General features: G+C 72.5%; 12 protein-coding genes. 6 read left to right on the top strand and 6 right to left on the bottom strand.

What is annotated here, in order from left to right; genetic code table 11:
* Nucleotides 1–68: 68 nt before the first annotated feature.
* Nucleotides 69–1091 carry an alcohol dehydrogenase catalytic domain-containing protein gene (locus ACFZB3_RS38925; RefSeq protein WP_391385101.1) on the bottom strand — a complete coding sequence of 341 codons (1023 nt, stop codon included), beginning with the start codon at nucleotides 1089–1091 and terminating at the stop codon, nucleotides 69–71.
* Complete coding sequence (locus tag ACFZB3_RS38920) at nucleotides 1088–2245, bottom strand: enolase C-terminal domain-like protein (RefSeq protein WP_391385098.1); 1158 nt, start codon at nucleotides 2243–2245, stop codon at nucleotides 1088–1090. The genes ACFZB3_RS38925 and ACFZB3_RS38920 overlap by 4 nt, the downstream gene beginning before the upstream one ends.
* Nucleotides 2246–2446: 201 nt before the next feature.
* Here ACFZB3_RS38920 and ACFZB3_RS38915 point away from each other — a divergent pair, with 201 nt between their 5' ends.
* Together ACFZB3_RS38915 and ACFZB3_RS38910 are read left to right on the top strand one after the other, a co-directional pair.
* Nucleotides 2447–3292 (top strand): hypothetical protein, encoded by an 846-nt coding sequence (locus ACFZB3_RS38915; protein WP_391385096.1) that lies wholly within the window; start codon nucleotides 2447–2449, stop codon nucleotides 3290–3292.
* Nucleotides 3293–3441: 149 nt separating this feature from the next.
* Nucleotides 3442–3915, top strand: a complete 474-nt coding sequence (locus ACFZB3_RS38910; protein ID WP_391385094.1) for a carboxymuconolactone decarboxylase family protein — start codon at nucleotides 3442–3444, stop codon at nucleotides 3913–3915.
* A gap of 37 nt (nucleotides 3916–3952) precedes the next feature.
* On the opposite strand, the gene ACFZB3_RS38905 is transcribed toward ACFZB3_RS38910, so the two are convergent.
* Nucleotides 3953–4402 (bottom strand): MarR family transcriptional regulator, encoded by a 450-nt coding sequence (locus ACFZB3_RS38905; RefSeq protein WP_362598700.1) that lies wholly within the window; start codon nucleotides 4400–4402, stop codon nucleotides 3953–3955.
* Between the two features lie 91 nt (nucleotides 4403–4493).
* Here ACFZB3_RS38905 and ACFZB3_RS38900 point away from each other — a divergent pair, with 91 nt between their 5' ends.
* Both ACFZB3_RS38900 and ACFZB3_RS38895 read left to right on the top strand, forming a co-directional pair.
* The gene (locus tag ACFZB3_RS38900) at nucleotides 4494–5492 is read left to right on the top strand and encodes a zinc-binding dehydrogenase (protein ID WP_391385089.1); all 999 of its coding nucleotides are present in this window, start codon (nucleotides 4494–4496) and stop codon (nucleotides 5490–5492) included.
* A gap of 133 nt (nucleotides 5493–5625) precedes the next feature.
* Nucleotides 5626–6045: an Ohr family peroxiredoxin gene (locus tag ACFZB3_RS38895; protein ID WP_391385086.1), complete on the top strand. Its 420-nt coding sequence runs from the start codon at nucleotides 5626–5628 to the stop codon at nucleotides 6043–6045.
* Between the two features lie 167 nt (nucleotides 6046–6212).
* On the opposite strand, the gene ACFZB3_RS38890 is transcribed toward ACFZB3_RS38895, so the two are convergent.
* On the bottom strand, nucleotides 6213–7370 hold the full coding sequence (locus ACFZB3_RS38890; protein ID WP_391385083.1) for a serine hydrolase: 1158 nt from the start codon (nucleotides 7368–7370) through the stop codon (nucleotides 6213–6215).
* 180 nt (nucleotides 7371–7550) lie between these two features.
* On the opposite strand from ACFZB3_RS38890, the gene ACFZB3_RS38885 reads away from it, so the two are divergent.
* Complete coding sequence (locus ACFZB3_RS38885; protein ID WP_391385080.1) at nucleotides 7551–8405, top strand: hypothetical protein; 855 nt, start codon at nucleotides 7551–7553, stop codon at nucleotides 8403–8405.
* Nucleotides 8406–8550: 145 nt separating this feature from the next.
* A complete protein-coding gene (locus tag ACFZB3_RS38880; RefSeq protein WP_391385078.1) occupies nucleotides 8551–9339 on the top strand; it encodes an EI24 domain-containing protein in 789 nt (262 codons plus the stop codon).
* Here the strand turns inward: ACFZB3_RS38880 and ACFZB3_RS38875 are convergent.
* Nucleotides 9329–10564 (bottom strand): pyroglutamyl peptidase, encoded by a 1236-nt coding sequence (locus ACFZB3_RS38875; RefSeq protein ID WP_391385075.1) that lies wholly within the window; start codon nucleotides 10562–10564, stop codon nucleotides 9329–9331. The two genes, ACFZB3_RS38880 and ACFZB3_RS38875, sit on opposite strands and share 11 nt — an antisense overlap.
* A 280-nt stretch (nucleotides 10565–10844) precedes the next feature.
* Entirely contained in the window at nucleotides 10845–11822 is a 978-nt protein-coding gene (locus ACFZB3_RS38870; RefSeq protein WP_391385072.1) for a galactose-1-epimerase, read from the bottom strand.
* Between the last annotated feature and the right edge of the window lie 5 nt (nucleotides 11823–11827).

The following is an 11827-nucleotide window of genomic DNA, read 5'->3' as shown; positions in this document are numbered from 1 at the left end:
GGGCAGAAAAAGGCTTTGGTGGTACGCCGGCCACGGCGAGGTCAGGGCACGCCGCGGCCGGCGTACGACTAGGGGCGGAGCAGCACCTTGCCCACCTTCGGATCACCGGCCCCCACCAGCTCGATGGCGTGCGGGAACTCGGTCAGCGGCAGCTCGTGCGTGACCAGCGGCAACGGGTCGAGGAGTCCGGCCGCGAAGACGCGGACCGTGTGCGCCCAGGCGTCCGGCGGCGCCCCGAAGACGGTGTGCACCTCCAGTTGCCGTACGACGAGGTCGGTCGGGTCCAGGCCGTCGGCGCCGGCGGCCGGGATCCCGGTCAGGACCAGGCGTCCGCCGCGCCTGAGCAGGGAGGCGGCGGTGCGCGCGGCGGACGCGGACCCGGCGGTCTCGATGACGACGTCGAAGTCGTCGGGCAGTTCCTGGTCCCTGGTGCGGAAGTCGGTGGCCCCGAACGACCGGGAGAGCGCCTCACGGTCGTTCCGGGTCCCCACCACCAGCAGCTCGCCCGGCGAGATCGCGCGCAGGAACTGCACGGCGAACATGCCCAGGGTGCCGGTGCCGACCACCGCGACCCGCTCGCCCGGCTGGGCGTTGCCCTTGAGCGCGGCGGCCGCGATGCAGGCGGCGGGCTCCAGGAGCGCGGCCGCCGTGAGGTCGGCGTCGTCCGGCAGGGCGTGCAGCAGGCGGGCCGGGAGGGTGAGGGTGGCGGCCATGGCGCCCGGCTGGGTGAAGCCGGTCTCCTCGTAGCCGTCGGTGCACAGGGTGGTCTCCCCGGCGTGACAGCGGTCGCAGACCTGGCAGTTGCGGAACCCCTCGCCGACCACCTTGCGGCCGACGAGCGAGGCGGGCACGCCGGCGCCGACCGCCCGTACCGTCCCCGACCACTCGTGGCCGGGCGTGAGCGGGTAGCGCACGTACCCCTCGGGCCGGTTCCCCTGGTACACCTCGCGGTCGCTTCCGCAAATCCCGACCGCGTGCACGGCCACCAGCGCCTCGCCGGGACCGGGCTCGCGGGGCGTGTGCTCCTCGACCCGGTGCGCCCCCGGCGCCTCGACGACGACCTGCGAACCGGAGACGGCGGCCGGGCTCACTTCGTGCCCTTCGGCTTGCGCTGCTCCCAGCCCTCGGCCCACAGGTCGAACCGGGCCTGCTGCTGCGGGAACTCGGCGGCCGCGTCGGCGTCGAACTCGACCCCGAGCCCCGGCGCGTCCGACAGGTGGAAGTACCCGTCCACGACCTCCGGCGCGCCCTTGACGACCTTCTTGATCTCGGCGTCGGCGAAGTCGTTGAAGTGCTCCAGGATCTTGAAGTTCGGGGAGGTGAACCCGACCTGGAGGGAGGCGGCGGTCAGCACGGACCCGCCGACGTTGTGCGGGGCGACCAGGACGTAGTGGGTCTCGGCGGTCGCGGCGAGCTTGCGGGTCTCCCAGATTCCACCGATATGGCCGACGTCCGGCTGGATGACGTCCACGGCCTGGCTCTCGAAGAGCTCGCGGAACTCGATGCGGTCGTGGATGCGCTCGCCGGTGGCGACCGGGATGTCCACCTTGGCGGCGACCTTCTCCAGCGCCTTCAGGTTCTCCGGCGGGCAGGGCTCCTCCAGCCAGGCCGGCTTGAAGGGCGCGAGTTCGTGCGCGAGCCGGACAGCGGTGGCGGGCGAGAAGCGGCCGTGCATCTCCAGCATCAGCTCGGCGTCCGGCCCGATGGCGTCCCGCACGGCCTCGATGAGCGACACGGCGTACAGGGTCTGCTCGTGGTCCAGCTCGAAGTGCCCGGTGCCGAACGGGTCGATCTTCAGCGCCTTGTACCCGCGCTCCATCACCCCCTGGGCGGCCTTGTGGTAGGCCTCCGGCGTCCGCTCGGTGGTGTACCAGCCGTTGGCGTACGCCTTGACCTTGTCGGTCACCTTCCCGCCGAGCAGCTGCCACACCGGCACGCCCAGCGCCTTGCCCTTGATGTCCCAGCAGGCCATCTCGACGACGGCGATGCCGGACATGACGATCTCACCCGCCCGGCCGTAGTCGCCGTACTTCATCCGGCGTACCAGGTCTTCCACCGCGAACGGGTCCGAACCGAGAATGTGGTTGGCCTCGGCCTCCCGGAGATAGCCGATCAGCGCGTCGGTGTGACCGAGCATCCGGGTCTCGCCGACTCCCGTGATCCCTTCGTCGGTGTGCACCTGGACGTACGTCAGGTTGCGCCACGGCGTCCCGACCACGTGTGTGCTGATTCCGGTGATGCGCACGGCAGTTGCCCCTCAGCTGTTCGAGATTTCGTCACACGTTCGAAATGCTGGCGTGACAGTAAGGACGGGGCGGTAGGGGTGTCAATGGGTCGAACAGGTAACGGTTTCGGCAAGGCTTGCGATAGGTTTTTCGGTCCCCCACAGAACCTTCACAGGGCTGGCTGGTTAAGTGACTCGTGGGGAACTTAGTCTTCCCGCGTCATGGACTACTGCCACCCGTGCCGACGGCACCTCAACGGCGCCCTCGCCTGCCCGGGGTGCGGCACCGCCGCCGAAACGCTACGCGCGTCAGCGCCGCAAGCGGCCACCCACGAACCGGTTACGCCCGGTGAAACGCCGTACACGGAAGCGGAGTTCACCGAGGGCGGGTACGACCCCGGTCCGGCCGGCGACGAGGACGCCGAGGACGGCGAGGGCGGCGAACCGCCGGCGGGCGGCCGGGCCGACCGGCGGCGGGCGGCGCGCGGGCGTGGCGGCCGGAGCCGGGTGCAGGCCGCCGAGAGCCTCGCCGAGGACCCCGAGGAGCCGTCCGGCCCCGACGGGAGCCGTCGCGACCGCAAGGCCGCGGCCCATCGCCGGCGGCGCCGCAGGGTCCTGCTGGTGGCCGCGGCGTGCGTCCTGGCGGCGGGCGGCCTGAGCCTCGCCGAACTCGGCACGGACGCCATACCGTTCACGACCCCCGACACGGCCGCGGGCGGCGGCAGCACGACCGACGGCGGTACGTCGACCTCCTCCCCGGGCGCGACGGCCCAGCCCCTGGACGACACCTCCGGCGCGACGGGCACGACGAGTTCCGCCTCGGCCGACCCTTCCGCGTCTCCGTCCCCCTCCGCCTCGAAGGACAAGGCGTCCGGCTCCCCGTCGGCGTCCCCGAAGGGCACGTCGGCCCAGTCGGCGACGACGGGTTCGGGCACGGTCACCTCCCCGGCGACGACCCCGGCGACCACGGCCGCCTCGACCCCGACGGCGGACCCGACGACATCGGACCCGACCCCGGACCCGTCGCCGAGCCAGACCTGCAACCGGTTCCTGTGGTGGTGCACGTAGCCCCGTAAGGGGCGTGGGGAACTACGCGACCAGCCCCCACCGGCCGGCACCCGAACGACTACCAAAGCAAATCCTGCAAAGATGTCACATTCGCCGAGCCTGCTCCGTCATCGGTGTGTACCCACTGAAGGACACACAGGGAGCACACCATGGAAGCCCGTCTGAACGTCTTCGCCAGCCCCGTCGCGAACAAGCTCGTCAAGCACTTCGTCGCCGCAGGCGCGGTCACCGCGGAAGCAGGCGTACCCGCGGCCACCCTGGAACTCGTGAAGATCCGCGCCAGCCAGATCAACGGCTGCGGCTACTGCCTCGACATGCACACCAAGGACGCGGCGGCCGCCGGCGAGACCCAGCAGCGCCTCCACATGGTCGGCGCCTGGCGCGAGGCCACCGTGTTCACCGAGGCCGAGCGCGCCGCCCTGGAGCTGGCCGAGCAGGGCACCCGCATCGCCGACGCGGCGGGCGGCGTGCCGGACCAGGTCTGGGAGAACGCCGCCAAGCACTACGACGACGACCAGCTCATCGCGCTCGTCGCGACCATCGCCGTCATCAACGCCTTCAACCGGCTGAACGTCACCTTGCAGATCCCGGCCGGCGACTACCGCCCCGGCCAGTTCGCGTAACCCCCTCAGAGGGCCGGCGCCGGTCGGTGCCGGCCCCCTAGGCGTCCAGCATCCTGCGCAGCAGGTCCCGCAGCGACAGCCGCTCCTCGTCCGACAGCCCCGCCAGCGGCTCGCGCGCGAAGCGCAGCCCCTCGCGCAGGTCGCGGGCGACCCGGCGGCCCTCGTCCGTCGCCGCGGCCAGCTTCACCCGCCGGTCGGCCGGGTCGGGCCGCCGCTCCACGAGCCCGCGCGCCTCCAGCCGGTCCACGATCCCGGTCACGTTGGACGGCTCGCACTTCAGCTTCTGCGCCAGCTTCCGCATCGGCAGCGGCTCCAGCGACAGCAGGCTGAGCAGCCGCGCCTGCGCCCCGGTGAGCGTGTGCTCGCCCGCAGCCTCCTCGTAGTCCGCGTAGAAACGGGCCACGACGTCCCCGATGAGCTCGACGACCTCCAGGGTCAGGGCGTCGGGGCGGCGGGTCTGCGCGGGGGTGGACCGTGTGGAGGACATGCACTCCAGGGTACCGCGTTACTTGACATCCTGAAATATTCAGGAGCATGGTTGTTTCAGGTACTGAAGTAATTTCGGAAAGGCGCATGTCATGATCAACCGCGAGTGGCACCTCCAGAGCCGTCCCGTCGGCTGGCCGAAGCCCGAGGACTTCGCCCTGGTCGAGACGGAGGTGCCCACGCCGGGCGAGGGGCAGGTGCTCGTGCGGAACAAGTACCTCTCCGTCGACCCGTACATGCGCGGCCGAATGAGTGCCGCGAAGTCGTACGTCGCCCCCTTCGAGCTGGGCAAGGTCATGCAGGGCGGCGCGGTCGGCGAGGTCGTCGAGTCGAACGCCGAGGGCATCGCGGCCGGCGACCACGTCCTGCACTTCCTCGGCTGGCGCGAGTACGCGGTCGTGGACGCGAAGAACGCGGTCAAGGTCGACGCCGGCGCCGCGCCCCTGTCGACCTACCTCGGCGTCCTCGGCATGACCGGCCTCACCGCCTACGCGGGCCTGCTGCGCACCGCCTCCTTCAAGGAGGGCGACTCCGTCTTCGTCTCCGGCGCGGCCGGCGCGGTCGGCAGCCAGGTCGGCCAGATCGCCAAGCTCAAGGGTGCCTCGCGGGTGATCGGCTCGGCCGGCTCCGACGAGAAGGTCAAGCTGCTGGTCGAGGAGTACGGCTTCGACGCCGCCTTCAACTACCGGAGCGGCCCGGTCAGCGAGCAGCTCCGCGCCGCCGCGCCCGACGGTGTGGACGTCTACTTCGACAACGTCGGCGGCGACCACCTGGAAGCGGCGATCGGCCAGCTGAACCGGGACGGCCGGATCGCGGTCTGCGGCATGATCTCCGTCTACAACAGCACCGAGCCCGTCCCCGGCCCGAAGAACCTCGCCCGTCTCATCCAGACCCGCGGCCGGATCGAGGGCTTCCTGGTCGGCGACCACTACGACCTGCAGCCGCAGTTCGTCGCCGAGGTCGGCCCGTGGGTGGCCTCCGGGCAGCTGAAGTACGGCGAGACGGTCGTCGAGGGCATCGAGAACAACGTGGAGGCGTTCCTCGGGGTCCTGCGCGGCGACAACACCGGCAAGATGATCGTCAAGCTGTAGGCCTGTCCGGGTCCGTCCTTCCGGGTCTGTCCTTCCGGGTCTGTCTGAGCTTTCCGGCATGCGGTAACTTCTTTCCGAAACCGCCGTCGATCGTGGGCGCGAGTCGCGGCGGACCGAGGAGAGAAGAAACCGCATGCCCATTCAGCAGTCCGACGTCCTCTACACCGCCGTCGCCACCGCCGAGAACGGCCGCGACGGCCGGGTCGCCACCGACGACGGCCAGCTCGACGTCGTCGTCAACCCGCCGAAGGAGCTGGGCGGCAGCGGGGCCGGGACCAACCCGGAGCAGCTGTTCGCCGCCGGGTACAGCGCGTGCTTCCAGGGGGCGCTGGCGGTCGTCGCCCGGCAGGCCGGGATCGACGTGACCGGGTCCCGGGTGACCGCGAAGGTGGGGCTCGGGAAGAACGAGGAGGGGTTCGGGATCATCGTCGAGATCGCGGCGGAGATTCCGGGCGTCGAGGAGGGGGTTGCCCGTGAGCTGGTCGAGAAGGCGCACGGGGTCTGCCCTTATTCGAAGGCGACTCGGGGGAACATCGGCGTGACGTTGGTCTGACGTCCGTCGTTGCGTTGTGTGGAGGCCGCACCCTTGGACGTGGGGTGCGGTCTCTCGTCTGCCGGGTGCGGATTCGATGCCGGGTGCGGGCGGTGTGTGGTTGCTCGCGCAGTTCCTCCCCCAGCCTTCGGCCGGGGGTACCCCCAGCGCCCCTAAAGGGGCGCGTTTCAGTCGGTCAGAGCTGCCAGGTGCACCGCCCTCGCCAGTCGGTCGTTCTCCGGGGCCGCTCCGCCCGGGAACGCGAACCGGCGCCGGGTGTAGCCGTAGGCGACCCCGCTCCGCGGGTCCGCGAAGGCCTGGGAGCCCGCTGCCCCGCTGTGGCCGATGGTGCCCGCGCCGAGGAACGGGTGCCAGGTGTCCGCGGTCGCCTGGAAGCCGAGGCCGTACGACTTGTGGGCGCGGGCCACCAGGTCGTACCCCACCGAGTGGAACTGGCCGAACTCCGCCACCGTGTCCTGCTTCAGCAGCGGGGCCTCGCCGTCGACCTCGCTGAGCAGGGCCGCGTACATCCCGGCCAGGCCGCGCGCGGACGCCACCCCGCCGAAGGAGGCCGGGCCCTTGGCGCGCACCAGCCGGTCGTTCGGGAGGGCCGTCAGGTCCGTGGGCTCGGCCGTGTGCCGGTTGAAGGCGATCCCGGCGAGGGTCTGCGGGCCGGACGGGACGGAGTCGAGCAGGGCCTGCTGCTCGGGTGTCGGCCGCATCGGCTGTGTCGTCCGGAAGCGCGGCTCGTGCGCGGCCGGCAGGCCCAGGAAGAAGCCGAGGCCGTACGGCGCCCGGACCCGCTCCTCGTAGACGTCCTGGAGGGTACGGCCGGTCGCGCGCCGCACCACCTCGCCGGTGAGGGCCCCGATGACGAGGGCGTGGTAGCCGAAGGCCGTGCCCGGACGCCAGAACGGCCGCTGGTCGGCGAGGCGTTCGGCCATCGCGCGGTCGTCGGCCAGCTCCTGTGGGCCGAACCCGGTGTCGGTGCCGACCAGACCCGCCCGGTGCGCCAGCAGGTCCCGCAGGGTCAGCGTGCCCTTGCCCTCCGCGCCGAACTCCGGCCAGTAGTAGGTGACTTTACGGTCCAGCTCCAGCGTGCCGTCCTGCACCAGCAGCGCCACGACCAGGTGCGCCGCCCCCTTGGTGGACGAGAACACGCCGTACAGGGAGTCCCCGCCGGCCTCCTCGCCCGCCCACAGGTCGACGACCCGCCGGCCGTGCACGTACGCACACAACTGCCCCTCGTAGTCGGCCGGTTCGCCGGCGACGAAGGCGGCGAACTCGTCGCGCACCGCCTCGAAGCCCGCCGCGACCGTGCCCTGGACGGTGATCTCCTGCGTCATCCGTTCTCCTCAACCGAGCCGCCGCGGGGCAGCTCCCACTGTGAACAACGCCCTACCCACCTGGGCGACCTGCCCTTCCTGGGATCGGTACGGCGAGATGTACCTGTTCGACTCAACCGGGGCATGCTGTGGGCGGACACACCGTGGAGATACCCCACAGCGGCGGGAGGGCCCCGGCCCATGGCGACGATTCCCTCACTTCCCGGCAGGGCGGACGTGCTGCGCATGGCCCGCAGCACCACCGACATCACCGGCCAGCTCCTGGACACCGCCCAGAACCTCACGAAGATCGCCGTCAACACCCTGGACCCGCGCGAGGGCTCGGCCCCCGAACTGCTGCGCGTCCTGCGCCGGACGACCGCGGAGCTGGCCGAGGCCAGTGCCGCGCCCGGGGCGCAGGAGGCCTTCTACCGCGTCGTGGAGACCCTCACCCGGCTCGGCACCAGCGGCGCCCCGCTGGCCGTGCACCCGGTGGCCGAACCGCTGCTGACGGCCCTCAGGGACAGCCTGCTGCCGCTGCTGGACGCGGTGGAGCCGGCGGTGGAGGAGTTCGCGGCGGCGCTCCGCGAACTGACCGGGGCGCTGTCCCCGCTGCTGCCGGCCGCCGCGGGCGGGGCGGCCGGCGTCCTGCTGGCCCTCACCCCGCTGCTGCGCACCGCGGCCGAGGTCCTCCGGGACTCCGCCCCCGAACTCCACCGCATCGCCGACGCCGTCACCTCCGCGGTGGCCCCGCTGCTGCCCGTCCAGGTGGCCCTGGCCGAGCGCGCGACCGCGGCGGGCGCGGGCGTGGTCCGGGCCGCGCTGCCGCCGCTGGCCGACCTGACGGAGGCGGCGGCGAAGACGGCCAGGGCGGCGGGCCCGGCCCTGATCGCCGCCGAGGAACTCGCCGTGACCGGGCTCGAACGCCTCCAGCCCCTCCTGCTGACCTCCGCCGCCCGCGCGGGCCGGGTGGCCCGGGCCACGGCGGTACGGGTGTCGGCGGCGGTCAGCCCGGCGGCCGACCGGGGCGTGGTGGTGGCGGTGACCCCCGCGTAGCGCTCCGCTGCGGTGGCCGTACTTGCGCCGTCGTTCGTCTGCGGCGCCGTCGTGGCTGGTCGCGCAGTTCCTCCCCCAGCCTTCGGCCGGGGGTACCCCCAGCGCCCCTTCGGAGAGCTGACCGGGGCCCGGTAAAGTTTTCGTCATGCGTGATCTCGGGGTGGGGTTCGGTTATCTCCTCAAGGGCCAGCGGTGGGTCGGGCGGCACGGTCGGCAGTTCGGGTTCGGGCTGCTGCCCGGTCTGATCACCCTCGTCCTCTACGCGGCGGCCCTGGTCGCCCTCGCGATATGGGGAGAGGACTTCGTCGCCTGGGCCACCCCGTTCGCCGACGACTGGTCCAGCCCCTGGCTCGGCCTCTTCCGCGGCTTCCTCACCGCCGTCCTGTTCGCCCTCGGCCTCCTGCTCGCCGTCCTCACCTTCACCGCGGTGACGCTGCTGGTCGGCCAGCCGTTCTACGAGAACCTCTCCGAGAAGGTCGACGCGGACGTCTCGCCCGACGGCACCGCGCCGGAGTCCGGGCTGCCGTTCTGGCGCGAGCTGTGGATCTCCGCCCGGGACAGCCTGCGCGTCCTGCTCCGGGCCGGCCTGTGGGGCGTCCTGCTCTTCGCCCTCGGCTTCCTGCCCTTCGTCGGGCAGACCGTCGTACCGGTCGTCGGCTTCTTCGTGACCGGCTTCTTCCTCACCGAGGAACTCGCCGCCGTCGCCCTCCAGCGCCGGGGCGTCGACCTGCGCGCCCGGCTCGCCCTGCTGCGGTCCCGGAAGACCCTGGTGTGGGGCTTCGGCACCCCGCTGGGCCTGGCCTTCCTGGTCCCGTTCGTCGCGGTGTTCCTGATGCCGGGCGCGGTCGCCGGCGCCACCCTCCTCGCCCGCGACCTGCTGGGCGAGGAGACGGCGGCGGAGGACGACCGCGCGGACGAACCCGTCAGTTCCTGAAGCTCGCGTCCGCCGCGACGGTCACGATCGCCCGCACCTGGTCGATGATGTCCACCCGGTTCCGCACGAACTCCGGGTCGGTCACCTGCGTCGTGTTCCCGGCACCGAACTGCAGCACCGGCGTGTGCACATGCCCGCCGGGCAGGGTGTCGTGCAGCCCGAGCCGGTCGCGCAGCAGCGTGGCCCGGTAGGCGATCTCGTTGGACAGGTAGTCCCCGCCGCCCCCGGCCCGCGCGGTGGACCCGGCCGTCGGCCCGTCCGCCCGTACGACGGGATCGCCGCCGCCGGCCGGGATCTCGGTCACCTCGGTGTGGTCGTACACCGGGAAGCGCCCCGTGTCCGCCGCCGTGATCGCCGCGTACGGGAGGGTGGTGGTCGTCCACTGCGGCTGCGCGGCCGGGTCGGCGACCGGGACGGTCCCGGTCCGGCTGATGTTCTCGTTGTCCGGGAACCCGCCCCGCCAGGCGCCGTTCGTCCGCTCCACGTCGAACCGCCCGACCCGCCCCTGGCTCACGGTCGTGAACAGGTCCACCTTCGGCAGGTGCGGCCGCAGGGTCCGCTCCACCGTGCCCGCCGCGAAGTCGTCCCACCGCACCGGGAACACGGCCGTCTCCACCCGCGCGGGCCCCTCGTCGGTCTCGATCACGGTCCCGTCGAGGGCCAGCGCGCTCGCCCCGGAGGGATTGGAGATGCGGATGTCCCGGTCGAGCGTGAACGGGTCGAACCCGGTGACCAGGATCCGCCGCACACCCCTGCCCGGGTAGCGGATGTCGGTCTGTCCCCGCGAGGTCCGCTCCAGCTCGTCCAGCAGCGCCGCCCGCTGCCGCTCGCTCACCGCGAACCCGGGCTCCCAGGTGCGCACCTGGCGCGTCATCCCGAGCCGGGCCCAGTACAGCGGCCGGTCGTCGTCCCGGCTCAGGTCGCCCCCGGCGGGCCCGCGCCCCTGCGCCCGGTCCACGGCCCGCCGCCACAGCGCCGACCCCTGCCGGGCCACGGCCTGCCGGGCCTGCGCGAAGGAGCGGGCGTCCGCCAGCGCCCGGGCGAAGCCGGGGGCGACGTCGTCGAACCCGGACCGCCGGAGTATCTCCTGCGGCACCGCCTGGTCGAGCCGCTGTTCCTCGACGGTGGGGGAGGGGGCGGTGGCGGCGTGCGCGGCGGTGGGGACGAGCGCCCCGGCCAGCAGCACGATGCCGAGAACGGCCGTCCGAACACGTGGGGAAGTCAAGGGAGTTGGCCCTCCGTCGCAGTGGGGTGCGTGGTGCCGGTCGGGCGCAGTATCGCGTGTGGGCCGCGAAGTGGTCTACGCCATGGGCCGCCACGGAACCGTGGGCGTTTGTGAAGGGTTCGTACGAGATCGCTGCGACGCGCCCGATGACCGGCCGTCTCCGCACAGCCGCGGTTAAGGTCGGGGGCGGGACGCGTCCCCCTTGAGCAGCCCCGGTCCGGGACCTGACCCCTGGACCGGGGCTTGCGTGTCACGTGCCGGTGGCGTCACCGAGCGGCGTTCAGTCCCGCACCCCGAAGCCGTACACCGTCTCCGAGCGGTAGGTCCCGCCCGGGTCCAGCCGGGTGCTCGGGAAGTCGGCGCGGTTGGGGGAGTCCGGGAAGTGCTGGGTCTCCAGGGCGACGCCGTCGCCGGGGGCGAAGGGGCCGGTCAGGTGCTCGGCGGTGTAGAGCTGGATGCCGGGTTCGGTGGTGGCCACGGTGAGGGTGCGGCCGGACGCCGGGTCGTACAGCTCGGCGATCTCCACCGGAGTCTGCGTCACCCCCTTGTCGAGGACGAGGTTGTGGTCGTAGCCGGAGCCCACCTTGCGGGCCGTACGGAAGTCGAACCGGGTGCCGGAGACGTCCGCCGGCTCCCCCGCGGGAATCAGGTCCCCGTCCACGGGGGTGTAGCGCGAGGCCGCGATCCGCAGCTCGTGGCCGCCCGCGTTCCCGGAGCCCGCCAGGTTGAAGTAGCTGTGGTTGGTGAGGTTCACGACGGTCGGCGCGTCGGTGACCGCCTCGTAGGAGATGTGCAGCGCGCCCGCTTCGTCCAGCACGTACGTCACGGCGACCTCCAGCCGCCCCGGGAACCCCTCCTCCCCGTGCGGGCTCACCCGGGTCAGCCGCACCCCGTGCTCGACGGCCGCCGCCTCCCACACCCGCTTGTCGAAGCCGCGGGCGCCGCCGTGCAGGGAGTTGGGCGCGTTGTTCGGCTCCAGGGCGTAGGTCACGCCGTCCAGCGGGAAGCGGGCGTGCGCGATGCGGTTGGCGTACCGGCCGACCAGGGCGCCCAGGTAGGGCCCCGGGTTCTCCAGGTAGCCGTCCAGACCGGCGAACCCCAGCACCACGTCCGCCGTCCGCTCCCCCCAGCGGTCCGGGACCTCGACCGACTGCACGATCCCGCCGTACGACAGCACCCGCACCCGGGTCCCCGCACGCTCCAGCGTCCAGCGGTGCACCTCGGTGCCGTCGGGAAGCGTGCCGAAAAGTTCGTTCATGGGGA

The organism is Streptomyces sp. NPDC008092 (assembly GCF_042957285.1).
Taxonomy (GTDB): Bacteria; Actinomycetota; Actinomycetes; order Streptomycetales; family Streptomycetaceae; genus Streptomyces.
This window is presented reverse-complemented; position numbering and strand designations above follow the sequence as displayed.